Here is a 23,140-nt window from a genome sequence, read left to right as displayed (position 1 = left end):
CAGATTAAAATCAAAGATTGCGGTCCAGGGCTGCGAAAAGGTTAGTGAAACAGCATGACAGACGAAGCATTGGGCGTGGCCATTATCGGCTGCGGGTTGATTGGCCAGAAGCGCGCCAGAGCTTTGGGGGCCGGCGGAAGGCTGATTGCCTGTGCCGACAAGGATATGTCCCGGGCGGAGAGCCTGGCCAAGGGCACCGGCGCAAGGGCCTTTGCCGCGTGGCGCGATGTGCTGGCGCTGCCGCAGGTCGATATGGTCATCATCGCAACATTGCACGACTCCCTCGCCGAGATCAGTCTGGCCGCCATCGAGGCGGGCAAGCATGTGCTGGTGGAAAAGCCGGCGGCGCGCAATGCGGCCGAGCTGGTGCCGGTGATGGAAGCGGCGCAGCAGCGGGGCGTAAAGGTGCATGTAGGCTTCAGCCATCGCTATCATCGCGCGCTGCGCAAGGCCAAAGAGATCGTCGAGGCGGGCGAGATCGGCGAGTTGATGTTCATCAGGGCGCGCTATGGTCATGGCGGACGCCCCGGTTACGACCGTGAATGGCGCGCCAGCCCCGAATTGTCGGGCGGCGGCGAATTGATCGACCAGGGGCCGCACCTGATCGACCTGTCGCGCTGGTTCCTGGGCGAGTTCAGCCGCATCGAGGGCTTCGCCCATACCTATTTCTGGGACATGCCCGTCGACGACAACGGCTTCATGATCCTGCGCACCCCGGGTGAGAAGGTCGCCTTCCTGCATGTGTCATGCACGGAGTGGAAGAACATGTTCTCCATGGAAATCTATGGAAAAGTCGGAAAGCTCGATATTTCCGGCCTCGGCGGCAGTTATGGTGTCGAGCGCCTGACCCACTACCGCATGCTGCCTGAAATGGGGCCGCCAGAGACGACGGCTTGGGAGTATCCCATGGCCGACAATTCCTGGGCGGTCGAGATTGAAGAATTTTACGACGACATCCGGCTCGACCGGCCGAGCGCCGCAGGCCTGTCCGACGCGTATGAAGCACTCAAGATCGTCGAAAAGGTCTATCAGGAGTCTGGTTATGATCATCGCGCGTAGTCCCCTGCGTATCACTCTGGGCGGTGGCGGAACCGATCTCCCATCCTATTACCGGGGGAACGAAGGCTTCCTCGTCTCCGCGGCAATCGACAAATATGTCTATGTCACGGTGATGCGGCCCTTTACCGAGGGGATTTATCTCAAATATTCGCAGCTCGAGCATGTCGACAAGATCGTCGACGTCAAGCACCCGATCATCCGCGATGCGCTCGACATGATGGGTTTTCGGACGCCGCAGGTGGAAATCACGACGCTGGCCGACATCCCGTCGGGTACCGGCCTCGGCTCCTCCGGTAGCTTCACCACGGCCCTGCTCAAGGCGCTCTATACCCATCGCAAGCGGCATATTCATGCTGAAGAACTGGCCGAGCTGGCCTGCCACATCGAGATCGATCGTCTGGGCGAACCCATCGGCAAGCAAGACCAGTATATTGCCGCCGTCGGCGGGGTAACTTGTTTCACCTTCCACAAGGACGACAAGGTAACCGCCAAGCCGCTCGGCGTCTCAATGGACACGATGTTTGACCTGGAAGACAATCTGCTGCTGTTCTTCACCGGCTTTTCACGCAGCGCCAGCGGCATTCTCAAGGACCAGAAGACCAAGTCGCAGCAAAACGACGCCGACATGCTGAAAAACCTGCACTACGTCAAGGACCTCGGCTATCGCAGCCGCGACGCTCTCGAGGCGGGCAATTGCGAGCTGTTTGGCACGTTGATGCACGAGCATTGGGAGCACAAGAAGCGCCGCTCGGGCGGGATGAGCAATGCCCAGATCGACGAGTGGTACGACCTCGGGATGAAGAACGGCGCCATCGGCGGCAAGCTGGTCGGCGCGGGCGGCGGTGGCTTCCTCATGTTCATGGCACACGATCGCAACAAGCTGCGCCACGCCATGGCAGCTGCAGGCCTCGAAGAAGTGCGCTTCCGCTTCGATTTCGAAGGCGCAAAAGTGGTGCTGAGTTCGTAATGCTGACCGTTGGCATTCTGGCAGGCGGCATGGCGACGCGGCTTCGTCCGATCACTGAATCCATCCCCAAGGCGCTGGTCGAGGTGGCGGGAAAGCCCTTCATTTGCCGCCAGCTCGACTACCTGCGCGAGCAGGGGGTGACGCGGGTCGTGCTGTGCATCGGCCATCTGGGGCACATGATCGAAAACGTGGTCGGTGACGGCGCCGCTTTCGGTCTCGAAGTGCTGTACTCTCCTGATGGCCCGAGGCTGCTCGGTACCGGCGGCGCGGTCAAGCAGGCGCTGCCCCTGCTCGGCGAGAGCTTTTTCCTGCTCTATGGTGATTCCTTCCTGCCGATCGCCTTTGCCCCGGTCGAGGCGGCGTTTCTCCGCAGCCGCAAAGCCGGTCTGATGACCGTGCTCGAGAATGGCGACCGATGGGACAAGAGCAATGTCCTGTTTCGTGACGGCCGGCTGATCGAATACAACAAGCAGGCGCCAAGGCCTGAAATGAAATATATCGACTACGGCCTGGGCCTTTTGCAGGCAGAGGCTCTCGCTCCCTATCCGAGTGGGGAGGTCTTCGATATCGCCGAACTCTATCATGCCCTGTCCCTAGCCGATGACCTCGCGGGCTACGAAGTGCACGAGCGATTTTATGAAATCGGATCGCACAGCGGTCTGAAAGAAGCAGAAACCTACTTTAGCGAAAGACAGCCACAATGAGCTACGCCCAGCAGCATCTTAAGGAAGCCTCGGAGATCATTGAGAAGCTGGATCTCGACGCCATCGAAGGCATGGCCGATCTCCTGGCGACGGTTAAGTCAGATGGCGGCCGCATCTTTTTTCTCGGCGTCGGTGGCAGCGCCGGCAATGCCTCGCATGCGGTCAACGACTTCCGCAAGATCGTGGGCATCGAGAGCTACGCTCCCACCGACAACGTCTCGGAACTGACGGCCCGCACCAACGATGAAGGCTGGGCCACCATTTTCGCCGAATGGCTCAAGATCAGCAAGCTGAACGCCAAGGACGTGCTGTTCGTCCTCTCGGTCGGCGGCGGCAATCTCGAAAAGAACATCAGCCCTAATCTGGTCGAGGCCCTCAAGCTGGCCAAGAGCGTCGGCGCCAAGGTCACCGGTATCGTCGGGCGCGACGGCGGCTACACCGCCCGGGTTGCCGACGTCTGCGTCATCGTGCCGACGGTCAATACCGAAACCATCACGCCGCATTCAGAAGCCTTCCAGGCCGTTGTCTGGCATCTGCTGGTGTCGCATCCCAAGCTGAAGGCCAACCAGACCAAGTGGGAATCGGCGGTCCGCTGAATGGCAAAGGCGGTTTTTCTCGATCGCGACGGGGTCATCAATCGCGCCATCGTGCGCGAGGGAAAGCCTTATCCGCCGGCCAACCTGGGTGAATTGGAGATTTTGCCGGGTGTCAAAGATGCCCTGCTCACACTCAAGTCCGCCGGTTATCTGCTGCTCGTCGTCACCAATCAGCCGGACGTTGCGCGGGGCACAACGCCGCGCCAGACGGTCGAGGCGATCAACGATGCCCTCGGCGCGGCCCTGCCAATCGACGAATTCCGCACCTGCTACCACGATAGCGGCGACGGCTGCGACTGCCGCAAACCCCTGCCGGGCGCACTGCTGGCCGCTGCGGCCAAGCATGACATCGTACTGGCCGACAGTTTCATGGTCGGAGACCGCTGGCGCGACATCGAGGCTGGCGAGAAAGCTGGTTGCCACACCATTTTTATCGACTATGGCTACACTGAAAGACAACCGGAAGCACCGGATTACCGCCTGTCGTCGCTGAGCGAGGCTGCGGAAATCATATTGGGAAAACATCCATGAAAAAAGTTGAAGACCTGAAGGTCAAGATCTTCGCCGATGGCGCTGACAAGGCCGGCATGCTGGAAATGTATGCCAAGCCTTTCATCAAGGGGCTGACGACCAACCCGACGCTGATGAAGAAGGTTGGTATCACCGACTACCGCGCCTTCTGCAAGGACATCCTGACTTCGATCTCCGACAAGCCGCTGTCGTTCGAAGTGTTCTCCGACGATTTTGACGAAATGGAAAAGCAGGCGCTCGAGATCGCCAGCTGGGGCGAGAACGTCTACGTCAAGATTCCGGTCACCAATACCAAGCAGGAAACCTGCTACGCTTTGGTGGAGAAACTGGCGGCCCGCAAGGTTAAGCTAAACGTTACCGCAATCATGACGCTGACCCAGGTGCGCGACGTTGTCGCTGCACTCGATCCCGATGTGCCAAGCTACGTTTCCGTATTCGCCGGCCGCGTTGCCGATACCGGCCGTGACCCAATACCGATGATGGCCGCCGCCGTCGAAATGCTCAAGGTTGCACCTGCTGCGGAACTGATCTGGGCCAGCCCCCGCGAGCTACTCAACATCTTCCAGGCTGACGAAATTGGTTGTCAGGTAATCACGGTAACAAACGATATACTTAAGAAGCTATCTTTAGTGGGTTATGACTTGGATCAGTACTCGCTCGATACCGTAAAAATGTTCCATAAGGATGCGACGGACGCGGGCTACCGTCTCTGACGGCGGTTATTGTTCCCGGTAGATCTGTTCAGCGTTCGAGTTTTGCGAGATAGTGGAAGATCATTTCATTACCTTTCCCGTTCCTCAGGTGGCGTCGTCAATTGCTGAGCGCGACGGCCCGATTGTGAGAACGGCGTGCGCCTATCGGGGCATTGGAGAGGACCGTTGGGAAGTATCTTTTTGCGGCCCCTCATCGCGAAAACGATCGGGGGCCGCGATCCGTTGTGGGTGAAGCGTCAGATACGATTTACGGCCGTTTGTAATCTGGTTTCCGGCACTTCGACATCGAGGCTAGTCAGTGGGACGGCGGCTCTGACCGAAGGATAATCCTTGATGCGGGTCCTACATTTCTTCAAGACCTACTGACCCGACACGTTTGGCGCGATCGAGCGCAAGATTGACGCGGTCGCCTGCTTGACCGCCGGTCTGGGTGTGGCCGAGGCCGAGAGACGATCCGCGGCCGCGGCTTTGGATTGAAAAGCTATTCAGCTGGCCTTGCGGATCACGACCCCGACGGACGTCGACACGTATTCCATCAAAAGCAGCTTCAGATGAAGCGTATCCCCATAGGGCGGGACATCGACGTGATGATCCAGCGGCGTTGCCATGAGGCTGATCGACAGCGGCGTGATGCTGTGCCCGAGGGCCTCGACTTCGGACATGAGGTCCTCGAGGTCACGGCGCCGGAAGAGAACCGTCGGACCGGTCTCGACCGTCGCGTCGTTGGAGGAAAGGTTCAGTTCGGTCGTATGCACCGCCATGCCGCCCGGATTGAGCGTATCAAGGCTGTTGATGATGAAGTCGAGCCCGTGGCGAATACTGCCGAGGTGTTCGAGGCAGCACGCCGACCAGCAGAAATCGAAACCCCGCAGATGGTCCGGAATATGGTTCATGTCGCAGGTCTCGTAGGAGACTAGCCGCAGGAATTCCGCCTCGTCGACCATGCCCTGGTACTGCAGGTCGGCCACCGTCGGAGCGAACTGTTTGCTCTCGGCTCACTGTTCGCCGATGATCTCGGGCGGCGCGTCGGTCGCCACGATCTCGCAGCCCGCCGCCGCGAAGATCGCAGGGAGCGGCTCCAGCCCGACGCCGAAGGAAAGTCCGCGCTTGCCGGAGGCCAGCATGCCGGCGTTGCGAAGCTGGTGATCGATATAGGCGAACTCCCACAGCTTGCGGTGCAGCCGAAGCGGGAAGTCGTTGTAGCGATGCCGGAACGCCGTGAAATCGGGATGAAAGAAATCAGAGGCGACAGGATAGGAGTGCGCCATGTAAGGGTCCCTCCCGCTGCTTTCGAAAACGCCGGAGGGAACAAAGAAATTCGATGGGATCGTGGGGTCCTGCACGTCGCTACTCCGTGGCGGTCGCTCGTTGAGCGGATGAATTGGCATTCCACCATTTGTCGCCAAACGGCAGCTATATTTCTGACGATATTCTCTCCGGTGGGGCGCGCAACCGGCTGAAGCCAGTTCCGCATACCGAAAGAGCGGTCAATTCTTCGTCGCAACCAGCAGGATCGACGTCATGACGTGGTCGCCATAACGTAGTTTGACGTGCTGGCGCCCGCCTGCGTAGTAAGGCGGCGCGTCCGGCTCCAGATCCGCCGCGTCCGTGCCGATATCGAGATCGAACGGCTCCAGCGTCACGCCCTGTGCCGCGAGGCGATCCGGCAACGTCAGGAGATCGCTCTCCCGGTAGATCACCGCCGGCCCGGACTCGATCGTCGCCGTCTTTGAGGAGACGTTGAACTCGGTGGTGTGCACGGCGACGCCGCCGGGCTTCAGCAGCGCGGCCGATTGCTCGATGAACCGCAACCCTGCCTCGAGATCGCCGAGATGTTCCAGCGAACAGGAACTCCAGACGAAATCGAAGCTGCCTGGCGCCAGCCCATCGAGATTGCGCATGTCCACCGAGCGGAACGTCACGCGGGCGTCGAAGCTCGCCTCGTCGATCAGGTTCGGCCAGCGCAGATGCGAGGCGGTCGTCGCCTGCTGGCCACTGATGTTCCAGTCGGTCGCCTCTTCAACCACCCAGTCCGTCGCCAGCACCTCGGCGCCGCGGGCGGCAAAGAGCGATGGCAGAGGCTCGAATCCGACCGCGAAGCCGCAGCCGCGCGATCCCGGCCGCAGCTTGCCGCGCTCGCCCAGCGCCCGCGTGATGGCGGCCCACTCCCACATCTTGCGATGCCGGTAGGCCGGTCCGTCTGGGCCGAAAGTCATGGCCTGCCAGGTGGTTGCGAAGGTCGCCGCGAAATCGGGGCCGAAGCGCTCGAGATCGGCGCCGCCTGCCGCGATGGCTTCCGCCCCGCTGCGGTACCAGGCCGTGTCGAAGTGCTCGGACCGGCAGACCATCGAACGCAGCTTCTCGGCCGGCGGAACGACCGGTTCGGACCGGCGGAAGAGATTTCGAAGGCGAGCGTCGAGCCGCATCGAGCGGGGTCCTGCCGTTGTTCGGACCTCTGATCGCTAATCGCATCGCTGCGATGCCGCAACTGCAGAAAAGCCACGTTGCCAGGAAAGCGCATCGCGTGCCCGGGGCCCCTTTCATCGGGGCGGCGGCCAGCCGCCGGAATGGCGAAGGGCTCGGTTTTGCCCCGGCGACATCGGCGGAGTCGAAAATGCCCGTCTCCAGTCTCGGCCTGCACTATCGAGGCTGTCGGGAACCGGGAGGCGACAAGGTCATGGCTGCCGCACGTTCCCATCGACCACTCGCTGCGTTATGGGTGCCGCCAAATTGCCGCCGACGCCGCCACACGAACCGAGAACTGCTCTTGATCCGTCCCGATACCGCCTGATGCGCGTCCTGCATTTCTTCAAGACGTACTGGCCCGACACGTTCGGCGGGATCGAGCGCACGATCGACGCGATCGCGTGCTCGACCGCCGGTCTGGGCGTGGAGACGACCGTCCTGTCGCTCAGCCGGAAGCCGCGCGAGCGCAGCGTCGAATTCCACGGCCACCGCGCGGTGAAGGCGCGGCTCGACCTCGACATCGCCTCGACTGGCCTGTCACTCGATGCTCTCGGCAAGTTTGCGCGCGAGGCCGCCGTAGCCGACATCGTCCACTACCATTTCCCCTGGCCTTACATGGACGCGGCGCATTTCCTGGTGCGGCACGGCAAGCCGAGCGTCGTCACCTATCATTCCGACATCATCAAGCAGCGGGCGCTGAAGCACGCCTACGCGCCGCTGATGCAACGCTTCCTGGGCAGCGTCGATGCGCTGGTCGCGACCTCGCCGAACTATGCGGCGTCGAGCCCGGTGCTGGCGCGCCACCGCGACAAGGTCGAGATCATCCCGATCGGGCTGGAGGACGCCGCCAGCGGCGAGGAGGCGCTGCCGGACGGTCTCGACGAGGGCCGGCCGTTCTTCCTGTTCGCGGGGGTGCTGCGCTACTACAAGGGCCTCGACGTGCTGCTCGACGCGGCGCCGCATGTGCCGTGCGACATCGTCATCCTCGGCGCCGGACCCCTGGAAGATCACCTCCGGCAGCGCGCCGACGCGGAGCGGCTGTCCAACGTCCGCTTCGTCGGGGCCCTGCCGGATGCCGGGAAGGCGGCGCTGATGCGCCGCTGCACCGCCTTCGTGTTTCCGTCCAACGAACGATCCGAGGCCTTCGGCCTGGCGCTCGTCGAGGCGGCGATGTTCGGCCGGCCGATGATCTCCACCGAACTCGGCACCGGCACGAGCTACGTCAACCGGGACGGCGAGACCGGGCTGGTCGTGCCGCCGAATGACGCGCCGGCGCTGGCGGCGGTGATGAACGACATGCTGGCGTCACCCGAGCGCGCCCGACGATGGGGCGAAGCCGCCAGGCGGCGCTATCTCGATCTGTTCACGGCCGAGGCCATGGGCCGGCGCTATCACGGGCTTTACGCGCGGCTCCTCGCGCAGGCTGGCCGCTGAGGCTGCCTGCTTCTCGGGCGGGGGCACTCGCGCTGGGCACCCACTCGGCCGCTATGCACGGCCCTCGCCGTCTTCGTCCGGACCGTCCGCGGCTGCGTCGCGAATCGGCATCGGACCGGACCAGGATTCGAGATTGCGGCGGTCCTCCTCCACCGTCTGCTTCAGCCGGTCGACGGTGCCGGGCGCGACGAGCCCGTCCTTCTCGGCGATCTCCGCTGCCTCGCGCAGGGTCGGGCTGGAGGTCACGGGGACGCCGGCTTCCTCGATTGCGGCGATGGCGCGCCTGACGCGCGGCTTGAAGCCCTTCGGCGTCACGTCGCGCAGATGCACCGAGTGGATCCGGCCGGGATAGCGTTCCACCAGCTCGGCATAGATGGTGGCGTCGCTCTGCCCGGTGTCGCCGAACAGCACGAAGGACAGATGCGGATAGGCCGACAGGATCCTGTCGGCGGCGCCGAGCTTGTGGGTGGCGTGGCTGCCGGTCAGCCACTGCGTCTTGTTGAGCCCGAAATCCTTCAGGAACATCGGTCCCTGCGGGATGTCGCAGAGCCGCATGAATTCCTCGAACAGGTCATGCAGGTTCCACGGGCTGGAGGAGATGTAGAACACCGGATTGGTCTCCGGCCCGTCCTCGCCGGCGGCGAAGGCCTGGTAGAGGCAGGCGATGCCGGGAAAGGCGATGCGCCCCTCCGCCGAATTCAGCGCCACGGTGCGCCAGTGCTGGATGAGGCGGCGCGCCCCCGTCTCGACGATCGTGTCGTCGATGTCGGAGATGATGCCGAAGCGCGCCTTGGCCGACACGACCCTTATCTTCACGTGCGTCTCGCGCTGCTCGAAGCGGTAGCCCGGCGCGTGCTCCAGATGCAGCCGCGCGGTCGTCCAGGGGCTGGCGAGGTGGCTCTCGTCGACCGCCGTCTCGACGCGGAAGAAGCCCTCGCGGTCGGTACGCGCGGTTCCGGCATGGGCGCCCAGCGTCCACCGCACGTGGGCCTGGTGGACCTTTTCGGTCTGGTAGCGGCGATAGGTGCGCCAGAGATTGGTCCATCGCGAGGCGCTGGGCGGGGCACCGACCACGCCCTCGTCCTCGATCACGCGCCCTTCGAAACCGACCCGGCCGTTGGCGGCGAGCCCGCGATAGGGCAGCAGGATCGGCGTCGTCGTCAGGCCCAGCCGCAGCCTCCCGCGCCGGCGAAGGCGATCCCAGCCGACTGCGCCGCGTCCCACGACGGGCAGGAGATATCGGCGGATCGGCATGCGGACTCCGGGGTTGCTGCAAGCGGCGTGATCGCGGTCGGAACGAGACACGCCATATGGCGCTAGGAAACGAGGTGGGAAGCGCGAGGCCCGGCTGACCGATCAGATGCCTGCGCCTGTCTCGACACGATTGTCCGGATGCCGTGGGCGGGACATACCCCCCTCTGGGCTGCCGCCCATCTCCCCTACAAGGGGGGAGATCGAAGCGACGAGGCGGTGCAATCCCAAGACACGCCGCTCCAGACGGTCGATCTCCCCCCTTGTGGGGGAGATGCCGGCAGGCAGAGGGGGGTAAGCGGCGCTGGGTGAGTGTTCTGTACACAATCAGTGGCCGAAGCCACTTTGCCCCGCAGAACAGCAGAGCGAAGCTACTGCATCGGGTCGAACCGCTTCCGCACCGCCGAGGCGAGGCTCAGTGCGGTGATCATCGAGGTCTTGGGATTGTCCGGCGAGGGCCTGTTGGCAAAGCGCAGGAAGGCGTCGCCGGCCGCGCCGGTGACGGCGATCTCGTGCGTGTTGGTGGTGACGGCGGGGTCCGCGACCACCCGCACAAGCGTCCGGTCGATGCCGGCGGCGAGCGCCACGGTCAGCCCGGCATTGAGGTTGCGGGGATAGAGGCGTGCAGCCTCCGGCGCGCTGCCCTCGAATAGCGTCACCGCCTGCGATCGTGCCGCCTCGGCAAGGCCTGCCGCGGCCAGTTCCGCGGTCCAGGCGGCCGGCGGCTTGCGGGAGGTGTAGGTGACGGCAATGTCGCCGGAGAGCGCCGCGGCGGCGATGTAGTCGAGGCCGCCGACGGCGCCCGATGGCAGCACCAGGCGCGAACGCCCCTCGCTGCAGGCCGCGACGACGGCGTCCCAGGTCTCGCGCGACTGCAGGGCTCCGACCGAGGCGGCGACCACGTCGATCCCGGCGAGCAGGCACGCCGGCGCCAGCGTCGCGAAGGCCTCCGCCGAGGCGGCCTCGACGACGATCTGCGGCCGGGCGGCGATCAGCGCGTCGAGCGACGTCACGGCGGACAGCCGGTCAGGCAGCTGTCCCGCCATCGGCGACCGCATCAGCACCGTCAGGCGATAGCGCGGGTCGGCGAGGAGCAGGGCGGCGCAGGCCCGCCCGGCGGCGCCATAGCCGATCACCCCGACATGCCGCCCGGCCTCTTCGCCGGGATCCGCGCCCGCCGCCGTGCTGCGTTCCTGCGTCATCCCCGGTCCACCGTGCCCCGCTCCTCCTTCAGGCGGCGCAGCGCAATGATCGACTGGTCGCGCCAGGCGACCTTGTCGCCGAGCGCGTCCAGCGGGATCTTGGCGCGCGCATAGTCTTCGAGCATCGCGATCGACTGCGGCGTCACCACGTCGGCAAAGCCCAGCTCGTTCGCCATGTTGTTGAACAGGAAGCCGAAATTCTCCAGGTACTGCCGGATGCCACCGGCCGAGTTGAGGTCGACCCCCTCGAACGGTCCGAGGAATGCCCAGCGCAGGCCGAAACCCTGGCTGATGATCTTGTCGACGTCGGCGGGAGAGACCAGCCCCTCGTTCAGGCAGCGGAACATCTCGACGAGCAGCGCCGCCTGCATGCGGTTCAGGACGAAGCTCGGGATCTCCTTGCGGATGTGGATCGGGCTCTGGCCGCAGCGCTCCATGAAGCGGAATGTCGAGTCGAACACCTTGGGGCTGGTGAAGGGCGCGGGGCAGATCTCGGTCACCGGCAGGAGATGCGGCGGGGTCGCCGGATGCACGACGATGCAGCGATCCCGGCAGGCGAGCTCGCTGGCGAACTGCGACACCGGGAAGCTCGACGTGGTCGTGGCGAGGATCGCCTTCGGGCCGGCCAGCCGGTCGAACTCGGCGAAGATGGTCTTCTTGCTCTCGAGCTTTTCCTCGATGCATTCATGGACGAAGTCGGCGCCGGCGAGCGCCGCCTCGAGGCTGTCGTGCACGGTGATGCGGGCCAGCACGTCGGCGACGGCATCGCCTGGCGCGAGCAGCGCGCTCGACTGGTCGAGCGCCCGGCCGATCTTGGTCATGAGCCCCGCACGGCTCTCCGCGTTGCGATCGTAGACGGCGACATTCAGCCCGGTGCGGGCATAGACGATCGCCCAGGAACTGCCGATGATGCCGGAGCCGGCGATGGCGACATTGGTGATGGTCATGTTTCCAGCCAGTCGTTTCGGTCGGGGAGGGGGAATGCGGGCAGGCTTGGCGGGCGCGGCGCCCGGACAGGGCGGCCGGCCACGCGAATGAGGGCGAGGGAACGGCGGGGAACACGCGCCATGTCCTTCACCGGTTGAAGCGCCGGATCGAGAACGGCGCGGCGGCGGCCTCGTCGCCGTCCATCAGCGCCGTCATGATCTCCGCGGTCCGCGCCGACCAGGTCAGGCCGTAATGGCCGTGGCCGGTCGCGTAGAAGAGCCGCGGATCGACGATGGAGCGCGAGAGGACCGGCGTCGAATCCGGCATCGACGGGCGCTTGCCGGCCCAGCGGATCTCGTCGCGCGGATCGAGCCGCGGGAAGAAGCGCTTGGCGATGCGCGCGATGCGGTCGTGATAGGCGGGCCGGAACGGCGCATCGGGACCGGCATATTCCGCCCAGCCGCCGATCCGCAGGCCGGGGCGCAGCGAGGTCGAGACCATGCCGTGATCGGCGAAGACCAGCGGATGGTTCACCGCGATGAATGGCGAGGGATAGGTGACGTTGTAGCCGCCCTCGGCCGTCACCGGCAGCTTCTCCCCGAGCCGGGCGGCGAAGTCGCCGGACCGGATGCCGGCCGCGACGACGACGCGCGAAAACGTCTGGTCGCGCCCCGCCGCGCGCACGACCACGCCCGCCTCCGACGGCGTGATTTCCTCGACCCTTGCCTGGCGAAACACCGCGCCATGGCCGCGGGCGGCCTCGAACAGCCCGTCCACCACGGCCTTCGGATCGCTGACCTGTCCCCAGTGATGCGACAGGACGCCCCCCGCGAAGGCGTGCGAAAGGGCAGGCTCGAGTTCGCGAAGCCGGTTCTGCTCGACGAAGGTCGAGGCGTGCCCGGCAGCGGCCTTGCGCCCCCAGCCGGCTCTGGCGGCGTCGAGGGACGCCGGGCTGTCGTAGACGTAGAGCGCCGGCACCTTGCGGAAGCGGTCCGGGATTCCCGCATCGGCGAACAGTCGCTCTGTCGCCGCCACCGTGCCGTCGCAGAGGATGCTGATCGCCCTCGTGGCGGCTTCGAAATGCTTGCCCGATCCGGTCCGCAGGAACGTCGCCAGCCAGGGCGCCAGCGTCGGCAGGTAGCGTGGATCGATCTTCAGCGGCCCGTCCGACTTCGCCAGCATGCCGAGCGCCTCGAAGGCAATGCCGGGATGGCTGAGCGGGAAGATGTCGGATGCCGCGATATGGCCGGCATTGCCGCGCGAGGGGCCGAGCTCGCCCGGCGCGCCCGCATCGAACAGCGTCACCGCCTCGCCGCGCTGGGCCAGGCGGAAGGCGAGGGCGGTGCCGACGATCCCGGCGCCGATGATCGCGACACCGTTGCCGCTTGTCATTTCAGCAGGTCCATGCCGTCGCCCCAGCAATCGGCGACGGCGTAGCCTTCCGGGAACGGATCGGTCGGATCGAGGCCAATCTGGTGGAAGCCGTGGATCCAGCCGCGGCCGGTGATGCGCGGCAGGATCGCCGGCCGGTCGCCGACCGTCGTCTCGCCGAGAATGCCGACGTCGAACCGGCTGCCGATGATCGAACGCGCCGTGAAGCGGTCGCCGACCTTGGCCTCGCCCCGCGCCACCATGCAGGCGAGGCGGGCGGAGTTGCCGGTCCCGCACGGCGAGCGGTCGAAGCGGCCGGGCGGCAGCACGGTGGCGCCGCGCAGGTCGCCGCGCGCGTCGCGGTCGACGAACATCGTATAGGAAATGTCGCCCAGCCCTTTGGTCGTCGGGTGCTGCACGTCGAGCTGCGCGTCGACGGCCCGATGCACCCGGCTGGCGATGTCGGCGAGCGTGCGGGCCGCCGCCGGGTCGATCGCCATGCCGAACTGCGCCGGGTCGATCAGCGCGTAGAACACCCCGCCGAAGGCGATATCGACCGTCACCGGCCCGAGACCTTCGACCTCGACGACGGCATCCAGCCGGTGGGCGAAGCTCGGCGACATGTCGAGCGACACCGAGACGCATTTGCCGTCGGCGCATTGCGCGACGGCCTTGACGATGCCGGCCGGCGTCTCCAGCCGCACCACCGTCTCCGGCTCGTGCATGGGCAGGATGCCGGTCTCCAGCAGCGCGGTGACGACGCAGATGCTGTTGGAGCCCGACATCGCATGCGCGCGGTCGGGCTGCAGGATGAGGAAGGCGGCATCGGCATCGGGACGTGTCGGCGCGAACAGCAGGTTGGTGCTCATCTGCGCATAGCCGCGCGGCTCGAAGCAGAAGAACCGCCGCAGGCTGCCGTCGACCTCGTTGATGTGCAGCATCTTGTCGAGCATCGTGGCGCCCGGAACATCGAGCACCCCGGAGGTCACGACCCGCCCGACTTCGCCCTCGGCATGGACCTCGATCATCGAGGCTGTCTTCTTCCAGCGCATGCAATCGTCCCGCCACAGGCACTCCGCAGATCTCATCCTGTCGCAGACCGGGCGGATGATGTAAACACTGTATGTTTTCTGTCGACAAGAAGCCGCTCGAGCCATAGCGTCCGCTCGGACGAGCGCCGGCGGGTGATCGGACGGCGCGATAGAAGGGGGACGGGCATGCAGATCTTCGACCACAGGGATGGCGAGCTGGAGAAGTGGCGCGACGGCGTCATGACCCGGATGCGGATATCGGCCGTCACCGGCGCCCACCAGATCTGCATCTTCGAGCAATGGTGCGAGCCGGGGCTCGGCGCGCCGACCCATCATCATGCGGTGGAGGAAGTGCTGGAGGTGATCGCGGGCCGGGCCGAGATCTGGGTCGGGGAGGATCGCCAGGCGGTCGAGCCCAACCAGTCGGTGCTCATCCCGGCCGGCGCGCGGCACGGCTTCCGCAATGTCGGCGAAGCCATCCTGCATGTGCGCGCCACGGTGGCCTCGCCGATCTTCGAGGGCAGCTACGAAGACGCCCGCGAGCAGTCGCGCCGCTGGGTGCCGAGCTTCTGAGCGGTGCGCCGGGGAAGGGCCGCTTGGATCGACCGCAGGAAAGGCCCGTGAGCATGCGCCCGAGGATCGACGCGGTAGCCGAAACGCCGCTCCGGCGCGGCTTCGGCGCGCTGACGATCCGCGACCGGCTGCGCGACGAGATCCTGTCGCTGCAGCTGCGCCCCGGCCAGCTGCTGGACGAGGTGCGCCTCGCCGAGCGCTTCGCCGCCTCCCGCTCGCCCGTCCGCGAGGCGCTGGTGCACCTGCAGGCAGAGGGGCTGGTCGACACCCTGCCCAACAAGGGCACTGTCGTCGCCGGCATGAACATCGAGGAGTTCCCGCAGTATATCGATGCGCTCGACCTGGTGCAGCGGGCCGTCACCCGCCTTGCCGCCGAACTGCGCACCGACGTTGATCTGGAGAGGATCCGGCAGGAACAGGAGCGCTTCCGGGCCACCGTGCCGGCCAGGGATGCGCTCGGCATGATCCAGACCAACATGGATTTCCACCTGGCGATCAGCGAGGCGTCCCGCAATCCCTACCTGCACGACGCCTACCGGCGGCTGCTCGTCGGGGGCCGGCGCATGCTGCGCCTCTACTACCAGTCCTATGACGACGACCTGCCGCCGGAGCTGCCGGCCTCGCACGACCGGATCATCGAGGCGATCGAACGCCGCGACGTCGAGTGGGCCGACCGGCTGGCGCGCGAGCACGCCGAGGAAGTCCACGGCCGCTTCATCCACTTCATGGCCCAGCGGCGCACGAGGGACATCCCGATCGCCTGACGCGCCGCGCCGCGGTCATGGCTCGCCGCCTGCCCAGTCGGCAAGATGCGCCACGAAGGCCTCGGTGCGCGAGACCGGGAAGAAGTGCCCGCCATCCGGCAGCAGGGTGAGCGTCGCGGAGGGCAGCGCATCGGCCAGCGCCCGCTGCAGGAAGGCCGGAACGATCATGTCGTCCCCGGCGCCGATGATCGACACCGGCATGGTGATCGCCGGCAGGCGCTCGCTGCCATCGAAGGCAAGCAGGGCGGCGATCCGCTCGGCCACGACCCGGCGCTCCGCCTCGCCGCGCGGCGCGTTCGCCACGGCGCGCTCGTAGGCCGACCAGTTCTCCTCCAGCCAGGCCGGCGGATAGGAAATCAGCGTGGCGGTGGCCGTGTAGGCGAGGGGGTCCTGCTCGAGCAGCCGCAGCCGCGTCTCGAACAGCTCAGTCATGTATCGGCTGGGGCGCAGCCAGGTGGCGCTGAGGCAGAGCTTGCGAACCCGGTGCGGTGCCCTGGCGGCAAGTGTCTGGGCGATGCAGCCGCCGGTCGAGTGCCCGACGATGACGGCGCTGTCGATACGGGCTGCGTCGAGCACCGCGAGGACGTCGTCGGCCAGCTGGTCGATCGTGGTCGCCGCCGTGCCGCGCGACGAGGCGCCGATGCCGCGCTGGTCGAAGCTGATCATTTCGAACGTGTCTGCCAGACCGGCGACGACCGGCGCCCAGAAGCCGCCGGTGCCTCCAAGCCCACTCACCAGCACCACGGCCGGCCCCTGTCCGCTGCGCCAGGCCTTGAGCGTCGCGCCGTCCCTCGTCGAGACGTGGAAGGCGGCTGCCTCGGGAGAGCGGCGGGCGCCGGCAAGCGATTTCCGGTCGCTTCGCGCATCGGCGTCGCTCGCCGACAGGTGCAGGTTGCGGGAGTGTTCGTGCAGCTCGTCGATCATTGCCTGTCCCTGTCTCGTCCGGATCCCAGCCTACCGCCGGATGACGGGCCGTAGCCAGTTCCCTTCGGCCCCGTCTCGGTCGGACGGCCGGCGAGCGGCCATCCCTCGGCGACGGCGCTGCCACGGCGGCCATGCTTTGTTAAGCCTCGCGGGGAATCTGCTTGTCCGGCATGGAGTGCAGCCGTACCGTGCCCTTCCGATGGTTGCCGAGGCAACGGGAGTGACGGTCCTGACCTGGATCATGCAAGGCGGGTGCGGCAGGGCCATGATGCTGGTCCTGTTCTGGGTCCTCGTCGGAACCGCATCCGCCCCGGCCCAGCAGGCGCCGGCGGCCGCATCGGTCGCGACGCAGCCGCAGAAGGTCGAGCAGTTGCTGCAGCTTCTGGACGATCCGGAGGTCAGGGGCTGGCTGGAGACGCGGGCCGCGCCCGCCGCCACCGTGCAGGACGACACGCTTGCCACCGTCCTCGGCGAATGGGAGGCCCTCTATCGGGCCCGGCTCGCCGATCTGGTCGCCGCGGCGCCCAGGATCCCCGCGGAAATCCAGCGCGCCGCCGCCGTCGTGGCGCGCGACGTCAATGCGGGCCAGCCCGGCAGGGGACTGGTGATCCTAACACTGCTGCTCGGCTTCGGCTACGCGGCCGAATGGCTCGTCGGACGCCTCGTCGCGGGGCGGTCGCTGCGCCCGGGTGCGCCGCAGCCGGATCGCCGCGTCCACGGCTCGGGGATCGCGGCGCGGCTCGTCCCGCTCTTCGTCTTCGCGCTGGCCAGCACCGGCCTCTTCCTCGCGCTGCACTGGCCACCGCTGTTGCGGAAGATGGTGCTGACCTACCTCGCCGCCGTCATCCTGCTCCGTCTCGTCGTCGTCGCCGCGCATATCCTGCTGGCGCCTGACCGAGATCCTCACCTTGCGAGCGGCTCTGGCCATCGGCGGATCCTGCCGGTCAGCGCGGCTTCCGCGCGCTTCTGGCAGCGCCGCCTGACGCTCGGCGCCGGCTACGGGCTGTTCGTCTGGGCAACGCTGAGCCTCATGCCGGCGATGGGCTTCACCACCGACGTGGTCCGGCTGGCGGCCCTCGCGTCCGGACTTGGTCTCCTGGCCATCGCGATCGAGACCGTCTGGCGGCGGCCGGATGCCGGTCCGCGCGGCGGCGTGAGCCGGAACTGGCTCCTGACCCTCTATCTGGTCGGCCTCTGGCTGCTGTGGGCGGTCGGCATGTTCGGCGCGCTGTGGATCGGCATCTACGCGCTGGTCCTGCCCCGGCTCATCGCGCATGCCGGGCAGGCGGCCCAGACGGTGGCGGCGCGGCGGGGCGAAGCGACGCTGTCCCAGGCCCTGACCAACGTCCTGATCGTGCGCGGCATCAGGGCGCTGGTCGTCGCCCTCGCCGTCGTCTGGCTCGCCTCGGTCTGGCGCTTCAGCCCGATCATGTCGGCGCCCAACGACGTGCTGCAGCGCCTGGCGCTCGGCCTCCTGCATGGCATCATCATCCTGCTCGTCGCCGATCTCGTCTGGAACCTCGCCAAGGTCGTCATCGCGCGCAAGCTCGACGCCGTGGCGAGCGATGACGACGACGATGCGGAAGCGGCCGTGCACCGGGCCCGGGTGCGCACGCTGCTGCCGATCTTCCGCAACACGCTCGCGACGTTCATCCTGGTGGTCGCGGTCCTGACGATCCTGTCGGGAATGGGCATCGCGATCGCGCCGCTGATCGCCGGCGCCGGTATCTTCGGCGTGGCGATCGGGCTCGGCTCGCAGACCATCGTCAAGGATTTCCTCGGCGGCATCTTCTACATGCTCGACGACGCCTTCCGCGTCGGCGAGTACATCCAGAGCGGCGACTACAAGGGCAAGGTCGAGTCGTTCAGCCTGCGCTCGGTGCGGCTCCGCCACCATCGCGGCCCGGTCTTCACCGTGCCCTTCGGCGACCTCGGTGCGATCCAGAACATGAGCCGCGACTGGGTGATCGACAAGATGGTGATCAACGTCACCTACGATTCCGACATCGACCTCGCCCGCAGGATCATCAAGAAGATCGGGCTGGAACTGGCCGAGGACCCGGAGTTCGCGCCCAGCATCATCGAACCGCTGAAGATGCAGGGCGTCGACAGTTTCGGCGACTACGCGGTGGCGCTGCGGATGAAGATGATGACCAGACCGGGCGAGCAGTTCGGCATCCGGCGCAAGGCGCTGCTGATGATCAAGAAGGCCTTCGCCGAGAACGGCATCAAGATCGCCGTGTCCACCGTGCAGGTGTCGGGTGGCGGCGACGACGACAGCGCGGCGGCGGCAAGCGAGATGCTGCGGCGGCGCAATGCCGCCGCCGAACCCGCCGCCAACACCGCCTGAGCGGCAGCCGCCCCGGGCAATACGGCGGCTCTCGGCCGCCGCGCCCCGTGCCAGGCGGGCTGTCCTGGCGTTACGCCCAGCCCTCGATCACGACCTTGCCCTTGGCGCGGCCGCTCTCGATCGTCGCATGCGCCCGCCGCAGGTTGGCCGCGTCGATCGGCGACAGCCGCTCGCCCAGCGTCGTGCGCAGGATCCCGTCGTCGACGAGGCGGGCGGTCTCGTTGAGGATCTCGCCCTGGCGCGCCATGTCCGCCGTCTCGAACATCGAGCGGGTGAACATGAACTCCCAGTGAAGCGAGACGCTCTTCTGCTTGAGCTGCGAGACGTCGAGCGACTGCGGGTCGTCGATGAGCGCGAAGCGTCCCTGCGGCGCGATCAGCCGGGCGATCTCGGCGAGATGACGGTCGGTCTGGGTGGTCGAGAAGACGAAAGCCGGGCGGCCGACGCCGAGCGCCTCGACCTGGTCCGCCAGCGGCAGGCTGTGGTCGACGACGTGATGGGCGCCGAGCGAAAGACACCACTCGCGGGTTTCCGGGCGGGACGCGGTCGCGATGACGGTGAGGTCGGTCTGGGTCCGCGCCAGCTGCGTGGCGATGGAGCCGACGCCGCCCGCGCCGCCGACGATCAGGATGGCGGGAGCCGCGCCGGCCACCGCGCGGGTGACGTCTAGCCGGTCGAACAGCGCTTCCCAGGCGGTCAGCGCGGTCAGCGGCAGCGCCGCGGCTTCCGCGTCCGAGAGCGAGGCAGGCTTCGCGCCGACGATGCGCTCGTCGACGAGGTGGAATTCGGCGTTGGTGCCGGGCCGCTGCAGGGCGCCGGCGTAGTAGACGGCGTCGCCCGGCCGAAACAGCGTCACCGCCGAACCCACCGCCTCGACGACGCCGGACGCGTCCCAGCCGAGCACCTTCGGCTTCCCAGCCTCCGGCTGCGCCCGCATCCGCACCTTGGCATCCACCGGATTGACCGAGACCGCACGGACCGCGACGAGAAGGTCGCGCGGACCGGGATCGGGGCGCGGCAGGTCGAGATCGACGAGCGCGCGCTCGTCGGCGATCGGAAGGGAATTCTGGTAGCCGATGGCGCGCATCGAAAGGTCTCCTGGCTTGCGGGGGTGCGCCCCAGATACGCCGCCCTGCCGCCGGGACAAGCGCGCCGGCAGTTCACGTCATCGCTACTGAACACCAGGCATTGCGTTCCGGGCATGGTTTCGCGACCGCGGCGGTCCATGATATCGCTCGATTCGTCCCTGCATCATGATGCAAAGCCGCATGCCCGCGACCAGCCGCAAGGCTGTCGCGGCGCCGTTGGTGCGTCGGGTGCGGGTCGCAATCAGCCGGATGACGAGGGCACGCTGCAATGGATACCGAACGCCTGGACATGACCCCGGCATCGCCCGAGACCGGAGAGTGGCCGCTGCACCGGACGCGCATCCTCGACTGGCTGATGCGCGGCACCAGCGACGAACGCTTCGCCGACCGGATCTTCCTGCAACTCTGCGACCGCCTGCGCGCCGCCGGTATCCCGATCGTGCGCGCCACGCTGCAGTTCCGGATCCACCACCCGCAATGGCTGGGCGCGCGGATCCTCTGGCGTCCCGGCATGGAAGAGGCTGAGATCCAGACCTACGAGCACGGGGCGATGGAGAGCCCGGAATATCTCGACAGCCCGGTGGCCGAGGTGCATCGCGGCGCGCCGCAGGTGCGGCGCCGGCTGACCCTGCCGCCCGAGCCGGGGGAGTATTCCCTGTTCGCGCAGTTGCGCGCCGAAGGCCTGACGGAATACGTCGCATGGCCGCTGGAGCACACGCTCGGCCGCCGGCACGTGATCACCTTCGCGACCGACGTGCCGAACGGGCTCTCGGACGAGGAAATGCTCTTCCTGCAGGACCTCTTGCCGGCCCTTTCGCTGGTCAGCGAGATCCGGCTGAAGAACCGCCTCGCGCGCACCCTGTTGGAGACCTATGTCGGCCCGCACGCCAGCGACGAGATCCTCGCCGGCGCGATCACCCGCGGCAGCGGGCGAAGCGTCTCGGCGGCCATCATGGTCTGCGACCTGCGCGACTTCACCGGCATCTCCGAGCTCTGGCCCCGCGACGACGTCATCGACCTCCTGAACGAGTATTTCGACGCCGTCTGCGAGCCGGTGGAAAGGCGCGGTGGCGAGATCCTGAAATTCGTCGGCGATGGCCTGCTGGCGATCTTCCCGCTCGACCGGCCGACGGCCTGCGACGACCTGATCCAGGCGGTCGGTGAAGCGCGGGAGTCGATGCGGCTCCTCAACGCCGACCATGTCCGGCATGGTCGTGCCGTCCTCCGTTACGGCGTCGGCATTCATGTCGGCGAGGTGATGTACGGCAACATCGGCTCGCGCGGGCGTTTGGACTTCACCGTCATCGGACCGGCGGTCAACGCCGCGGCCCGCCTCGAGAACCTGACCAAGACGGTCAATCGGCCGGTGCTCCTGTCAAAGGCCTTCGCCGACATAGCGAACAATCCCTCCGCGTTCGAGAGCATTGGCACGTTTCCGCTGCGCGGCTTCGGCGAGGAGATGGAGGTCTTCGGCCTGGTCGGCGATCCGGCGGTGAGATCGATCGACGAGTTGCCGCTGGTGGGTGCCATCCGCTAGGCATCGCACCTGTCGCGGCCGAAGGACGGCGCGATTCCGCGGCCTGCGGTGCCGCATCGGGACACCAGCAGGGGCAGCGCCAGGAGGATGAGCGATACGCACGAGATCTCGGCCGGCGGCATCAGCGCGGTGATCAGCAGCCATGGCGCCGAGCTCGTCGGCCTGCGGGACGCCGAGGGCACGGAACTGCTCTGGCAGGCCGGGCCCGAATGGCCGCGCCATGCGCCGGTGCTGTTTCCGATCGTCGGAAAGCTCGCGGGCGACACGCTGCGCCACCAGGGGCGCGACTATCCGATCGGCCAGCACGGCTTTGCACGCGACCGCCGCTTCGACTGGATCGAGCGCACGGCGGAACGTGCGACTTTGCGCCTTCGGGACGACGCGGAAACGCGGGCGGCCTATCCGTTTCCGTTCACGCTGGACGTCACGTTCGCCGTCGCCGCAAAGACCCTCACCGTCACGAGCAGCGTCACCAATCCGGGCGACGCGCCGCTGCCCTGCGGCGTCGGCGCGCATCCGGGGTTCCGGTGGCCGCTCGTCGACGGCGTCGCCAAGACCGACCACGTCGTCGAGTTCGATACGCCCGAGACAGGCATGGCGCTTTCCGTCGAGGGCGGTCTGCTGGGAGCGGCCAAGCCGCTTCCCTTCGACGGCAGGACGTTGAACCTGGCGGAAGCGCTGTTCGAGCGGGATGCGCTGGTGATGCCAAGCGTCGCCAGCCGCAGCGTCCGCTTCGTCGCCCGCGCCGGCGACGGCAGCGACGCCCGGGTGCTGACGGTGGCTTGGGAGGGCTACAAGGACCTCGGCATCTGGTCGAAGCCGGGTGGCGCGCCGTTCCTGTGCATCGAGCCATGGTTCTCGATGGCGAGCCCGGTCGGCTGGGATGGCGAGTTTGCCGACAAGCCGGGCGTGCTGGTCCTGGCCCCCGGAGCGACCCGCGACTTCGCGTGGAGCGTGCAAATCGACGCGTAGGGCAGCTGCCGGCAACGCGGCCTCGTTTCAGCCCGCCTGGACGTCGCGACGGGGGCTGATGTGACCACCCGTGACCGGCCTGTCGCATCCTCGCGAGCCCCTGACGCCGGGCGTTCGACGGGACAGGATGCTGGACTCCCGAAGTCTGCGGTGATTAAGCTGTTGCCGCACTTCTCCGCCGGGCGACGGCGAACGGGCGACGGCCAGTCATTCGCCTGATGAGGTCATCATGAAGAAATTCCTAGCCGCTATGGTTGTGACGCTGGTCGTCGCGGCCCCCGTCGGTATGGCATCGGCGCAGGACGCCGCCGCCTTGCCGGATCTCAAGGGAAACTGGGTCGGCACCAGCGAGACGGTGTTGATGGGCAGCGCTGCGCATCATGAGGACGGCGAGGCCGGACCGCGTCTCAGCGAAATGGAGTTCACGATGGCAGTCGAAGGCCAGGACGGGCGCCGCTTCTGGGGCACGATCACCTCGGCGAAGAGCAAAGAGCCGTTCATGGGCGTGATCGGCTTCGACGGAAAGTCGATCACCGCCCGCGATACCGACGGCTATATCGAGGGCGATCTCGTCGACGACGGCACGATGCAGCTGATCTACTCCCATACCGGCGACTCCACCGTCGTCGCCGCGACGACCTACACACGCAAGAAATGACCCTACGCTGTGCCGCGCCGCC

Annotated in this window: 23 protein-coding genes; 13 read left to right on the top strand and 10 right to left on the bottom strand. The window is 66.8% G+C overall.

What is annotated here, in order from left to right; all coding sequences use genetic code 11:
• Positions 1-54: 54 nt before the first annotated feature.
• Genes LXB15_RS15195 through LXB15_RS15170 form a run of 6 tightly spaced genes read left to right on the top strand, consistent with a single transcriptional unit; the run spans position 55 to position 4,570 of the window.
• Positions 55-1,059: a Gfo/Idh/MocA family protein gene (locus LXB15_RS15195; RefSeq protein WP_233949242.1), complete on the top strand. Its 1,005-nt coding sequence runs from the start codon at positions 55-57 to the stop codon at positions 1,057-1,059.
• On the top strand, positions 1,043-2,026 hold the full coding sequence (locus tag LXB15_RS15190; protein ID WP_233949241.1) for a GHMP kinase: 984 nt from the start codon (positions 1,043-1,045) through the stop codon (positions 2,024-2,026). Before LXB15_RS15195 ends, LXB15_RS15190 begins: the two co-directional genes overlap by 17 nt.
• A complete protein-coding gene (locus LXB15_RS15185) occupies positions 2,026-2,730 on the top strand; it encodes a nucleotidyltransferase family protein (protein ID WP_233949240.1) in 705 nt (234 codons plus the stop codon). Before LXB15_RS15190 ends, LXB15_RS15185 begins: the two co-directional genes overlap by 1 nt.
• On the top strand, positions 2,727-3,326 hold the full coding sequence (locus tag LXB15_RS15180) for an SIS domain-containing protein (protein ID WP_233949239.1): 600 nt from the start codon (positions 2,727-2,729) through the stop codon (positions 3,324-3,326). Before LXB15_RS15185 ends, LXB15_RS15180 begins: the two co-directional genes overlap by 4 nt.
• On the top strand, positions 3,327-3,857 hold the full coding sequence (locus LXB15_RS15175) for an HAD-IIIA family hydrolase (protein ID WP_233949238.1): 531 nt from the start codon (positions 3,327-3,329) through the stop codon (positions 3,855-3,857).
• Positions 3,854-4,570 (top strand): transaldolase, encoded by a 717-nt coding sequence (locus LXB15_RS15170; protein WP_233949237.1) that lies wholly within the window; start codon positions 3,854-3,856, stop codon positions 4,568-4,570. The genes LXB15_RS15175 and LXB15_RS15170 overlap by 4 nt, the downstream gene beginning before the upstream one ends.
• Positions 4,571-5,055: 485 nt before the next feature.
• Here LXB15_RS15170 and LXB15_RS15165 read toward each other — a convergent pair whose 3' ends face one another.
• The 3 genes from LXB15_RS15165 to LXB15_RS15155 form a co-directional block, all read right to left on the bottom strand.
• Positions 5,056-5,538 carry a hypothetical protein gene (locus LXB15_RS15165; protein WP_233949236.1) on the bottom strand — a complete coding sequence of 161 codons (483 nt, stop codon included), beginning with the start codon at positions 5,536-5,538 and terminating at the stop codon, positions 5,056-5,058.
• Between the two features lie 27 nt (positions 5,539-5,565).
• A complete protein-coding gene (locus LXB15_RS15160) occupies positions 5,566-5,838 on the bottom strand; it encodes a hypothetical protein (protein ID WP_233949235.1) in 273 nt (90 codons plus the stop codon).
• Positions 5,839-6,057: 219 nt separating this feature from the next.
• On the bottom strand, positions 6,058-6,996 hold the full coding sequence (locus LXB15_RS15155; RefSeq protein WP_233949234.1) for a cyclopropane-fatty-acyl-phospholipid synthase family protein: 939 nt from the start codon (positions 6,994-6,996) through the stop codon (positions 6,058-6,060).
• 364 nt (positions 6,997-7,360) lie between these two features.
• On the opposite strand from LXB15_RS15155, the gene LXB15_RS15150 reads away from it, so the two are divergent.
• Positions 7,361-8,470, top strand: a complete 1,110-nt coding sequence (locus LXB15_RS15150) for a glycosyltransferase (RefSeq protein ID WP_233949233.1) — start codon at positions 7,361-7,363, stop codon at positions 8,468-8,470.
• 51 nt (positions 8,471-8,521) lie between these two features.
• On the opposite strand, the gene LXB15_RS15145 is transcribed toward LXB15_RS15150, so the two are convergent.
• The 5 genes from LXB15_RS15145 to LXB15_RS15125 all read right to left on the bottom strand — a co-directional run bounded on the left by LXB15_RS15145 (position 8,522) and on the right by LXB15_RS15125 (position 14,273).
• Positions 8,522-9,724: an App1 family protein gene (locus LXB15_RS15145; RefSeq protein ID WP_233949232.1), complete on the bottom strand. Its 1,203-nt coding sequence runs from the start codon at positions 9,722-9,724 to the stop codon at positions 8,522-8,524.
• A gap of 368 nt (positions 9,725-10,092) precedes the next feature.
• Positions 10,093-10,923 (bottom strand): aspartate dehydrogenase, encoded by an 831-nt coding sequence (locus LXB15_RS15140; RefSeq protein ID WP_233949231.1) that lies wholly within the window; start codon positions 10,921-10,923, stop codon positions 10,093-10,095.
• Positions 10,920-11,870: a 3-hydroxyacyl-CoA dehydrogenase gene (locus LXB15_RS15135; RefSeq protein WP_233949230.1), complete on the bottom strand. Its 951-nt coding sequence runs from the start codon at positions 11,868-11,870 to the stop codon at positions 10,920-10,922. The genes LXB15_RS15140 and LXB15_RS15135 overlap by 4 nt, the downstream gene beginning before the upstream one ends.
• 127 nt (positions 11,871-11,997) lie before the next feature.
• Positions 11,998-13,242, bottom strand: a complete 1,245-nt coding sequence (locus LXB15_RS15130) for an FAD-binding oxidoreductase (RefSeq protein ID WP_233949229.1) — start codon at positions 13,240-13,242, stop codon at positions 11,998-12,000.
• Positions 13,239-14,273 carry a proline racemase family protein gene (locus LXB15_RS15125; protein ID WP_233949228.1) on the bottom strand — a complete coding sequence of 345 codons (1,035 nt, stop codon included), beginning with the start codon at positions 14,271-14,273 and terminating at the stop codon, positions 13,239-13,241. The genes LXB15_RS15130 and LXB15_RS15125 overlap by 4 nt, the downstream gene beginning before the upstream one ends.
• A 165-nt stretch (positions 14,274-14,438) precedes the next feature.
• On the opposite strand from LXB15_RS15125, the gene LXB15_RS15120 reads away from it, so the two are divergent.
• Positions 14,439-14,825, top strand: a complete 387-nt coding sequence (locus LXB15_RS15120; RefSeq protein ID WP_233949227.1) for a cupin domain-containing protein — start codon at positions 14,439-14,441, stop codon at positions 14,823-14,825.
• Between the two features lie 53 nt (positions 14,826-14,878).
• Complete coding sequence (locus tag LXB15_RS15115; protein ID WP_233953197.1) at positions 14,879-15,589, top strand: GntR family transcriptional regulator; 711 nt, start codon at positions 14,879-14,881, stop codon at positions 15,587-15,589.
• Between the two features lie 15 nt (positions 15,590-15,604).
• Here LXB15_RS15115 and LXB15_RS15110 read toward each other — a convergent pair whose 3' ends face one another.
• Entirely contained in the window at positions 15,605-16,513 is a 909-nt protein-coding gene (locus LXB15_RS15110) for an alpha/beta fold hydrolase (RefSeq protein WP_233949226.1), read from the bottom strand.
• A gap of 220 nt (positions 16,514-16,733) precedes the next feature.
• Between LXB15_RS15110 and LXB15_RS15105 the strand changes: the two genes are divergently transcribed.
• Positions 16,734-18,863, top strand: coding sequence for a mechanosensitive ion channel domain-containing protein (locus tag LXB15_RS15105; protein WP_370640119.1), 2,130 nt, complete (start codon positions 16,734-16,736; stop codon positions 18,861-18,863).
• 70 nt (positions 18,864-18,933) lie between these two features.
• Here the strand turns inward: LXB15_RS15105 and LXB15_RS15100 are convergent, their stop codons facing one another.
• Positions 18,934-19,950 (bottom strand): zinc-binding alcohol dehydrogenase family protein, encoded by a 1,017-nt coding sequence (locus LXB15_RS15100; RefSeq protein ID WP_233949225.1) that lies wholly within the window; start codon positions 19,948-19,950, stop codon positions 18,934-18,936.
• 269 nt (positions 19,951-20,219) lie between these two features.
• Here LXB15_RS15100 and LXB15_RS15095 point away from each other — a divergent pair, with 269 nt between their 5' ends.
• The 3 genes from LXB15_RS15095 to LXB15_RS15085 all read left to right on the top strand — a co-directional run bounded on the left by LXB15_RS15095 (position 20,220) and on the right by LXB15_RS15085 (position 23,118).
• Positions 20,220-21,488 carry an adenylate/guanylate cyclase domain-containing protein gene (locus tag LXB15_RS15095; RefSeq protein WP_233949224.1) on the top strand — a complete coding sequence of 423 codons (1,269 nt, stop codon included), beginning with the start codon at positions 20,220-20,222 and terminating at the stop codon, positions 21,486-21,488.
• A gap of 87 nt (positions 21,489-21,575) precedes the next feature.
• Positions 21,576-22,460, top strand: a complete 885-nt coding sequence (locus tag LXB15_RS15090; RefSeq protein ID WP_233949223.1) for an aldose 1-epimerase family protein — start codon at positions 21,576-21,578, stop codon at positions 22,458-22,460.
• A gap of 229 nt (positions 22,461-22,689) precedes the next feature.
• Positions 22,690-23,118 carry a hypothetical protein gene (locus LXB15_RS15085; protein WP_233949222.1) on the top strand — a complete coding sequence of 143 codons (429 nt, stop codon included), beginning with the start codon at positions 22,690-22,692 and terminating at the stop codon, positions 23,116-23,118.
• The last annotated feature ends 22 nt before the right edge of the window (positions 23,119-23,140 follow it).

It is taken from the genome of Aurantimonas sp. HBX-1 (assembly GCF_021391535.1).
Lineage (GTDB): Bacteria > Pseudomonadota > Alphaproteobacteria > Rhizobiales > Rhizobiaceae > Aurantimonas.
This window is presented reverse-complemented; position numbering and strand designations above follow the sequence as displayed.

Excerpts from the sequence above, each read along its gene's own strand:
- LXB15_RS15195 (WP_233949242.1), top strand. The coding sequence starts at position 55 with ATGACAGACGAAGCATTGGGCGTGGCCATTATCGGCTGCGGGTTGATT.
- LXB15_RS15190 (WP_233949241.1), top strand. The coding sequence starts at position 1,043 with ATGATCATCGCGCGTAGTCCCCTGCGTATCACTCTGGGCGGTGGCGGA.
- LXB15_RS15185 (WP_233949240.1), top strand. The coding sequence starts at position 2,026 with ATGCTGACCGTTGGCATTCTGGCAGGCGGCATGGCGACGCGGCTTCGT.
- LXB15_RS15180 (WP_233949239.1), top strand. The coding sequence starts at position 2,727 with ATGAGCTACGCCCAGCAGCATCTTAAGGAAGCCTCGGAGATCATTGAG.
- LXB15_RS15175 (WP_233949238.1), top strand. The coding sequence starts at position 3,327 with ATGGCAAAGGCGGTTTTTCTCGATCGCGACGGGGTCATCAATCGCGCC.
- LXB15_RS15170 (WP_233949237.1), top strand. The coding sequence starts at position 3,854 with ATGAAAAAAGTTGAAGACCTGAAGGTCAAGATCTTCGCCGATGGCGCT.
- LXB15_RS15160 (WP_233949235.1), bottom strand. The coding sequence starts at position 5,838 with ATGGCGCACTCCTATCCTGTCGCCTCTGATTTCTTTCATCCCGATTTC.
- LXB15_RS15155 (WP_233949234.1), bottom strand. The coding sequence starts at position 6,996 with ATGCGGCTCGACGCTCGCCTTCGAAATCTCTTCCGCCGGTCCGAACCG.
- LXB15_RS15150 (WP_233949233.1), top strand. The coding sequence starts at position 7,361 with ATGCGCGTCCTGCATTTCTTCAAGACGTACTGGCCCGACACGTTCGGC.
- LXB15_RS15145 (WP_233949232.1), bottom strand. The coding sequence starts at position 9,724 with ATGCCGATCCGCCGATATCTCCTGCCCGTCGTGGGACGCGGCGCAGTC.
- LXB15_RS15140 (WP_233949231.1), bottom strand. The coding sequence starts at position 10,923 with ATGACGCAGGAACGCAGCACGGCGGCGGGCGCGGATCCCGGCGAAGAG.
- LXB15_RS15135 (WP_233949230.1), bottom strand. The coding sequence starts at position 11,870 with ATGACCATCACCAATGTCGCCATCGCCGGCTCCGGCATCATCGGCAGT.
- LXB15_RS15130 (WP_233949229.1), bottom strand. The coding sequence starts at position 13,242 with ATGACAAGCGGCAACGGTGTCGCGATCATCGGCGCCGGGATCGTCGGC.
- LXB15_RS15125 (WP_233949228.1), bottom strand. The coding sequence starts at position 14,273 with ATGCGCTGGAAGAAGACAGCCTCGATGATCGAGGTCCATGCCGAGGGC.
- LXB15_RS15120 (WP_233949227.1), top strand. The coding sequence starts at position 14,439 with ATGCAGATCTTCGACCACAGGGATGGCGAGCTGGAGAAGTGGCGCGAC.
- LXB15_RS15115 (WP_233953197.1), top strand. The coding sequence starts at position 14,879 with ATGCGCCCGAGGATCGACGCGGTAGCCGAAACGCCGCTCCGGCGCGGC.
- LXB15_RS15110 (WP_233949226.1), bottom strand. The coding sequence starts at position 16,513 with ATGATCGACGAGCTGCACGAACACTCCCGCAACCTGCACCTGTCGGCG.
- LXB15_RS15100 (WP_233949225.1), bottom strand. The coding sequence starts at position 19,950 with ATGCGCGCCATCGGCTACCAGAATTCCCTTCCGATCGCCGACGAGCGC.
- LXB15_RS15095 (WP_233949224.1), top strand. The coding sequence starts at position 20,220 with ATGGATACCGAACGCCTGGACATGACCCCGGCATCGCCCGAGACCGGA.
- LXB15_RS15090 (WP_233949223.1), top strand. The coding sequence starts at position 21,576 with ATGAGCGATACGCACGAGATCTCGGCCGGCGGCATCAGCGCGGTGATC.
- LXB15_RS15085 (WP_233949222.1), top strand. The coding sequence starts at position 22,690 with ATGAAGAAATTCCTAGCCGCTATGGTTGTGACGCTGGTCGTCGCGGCC.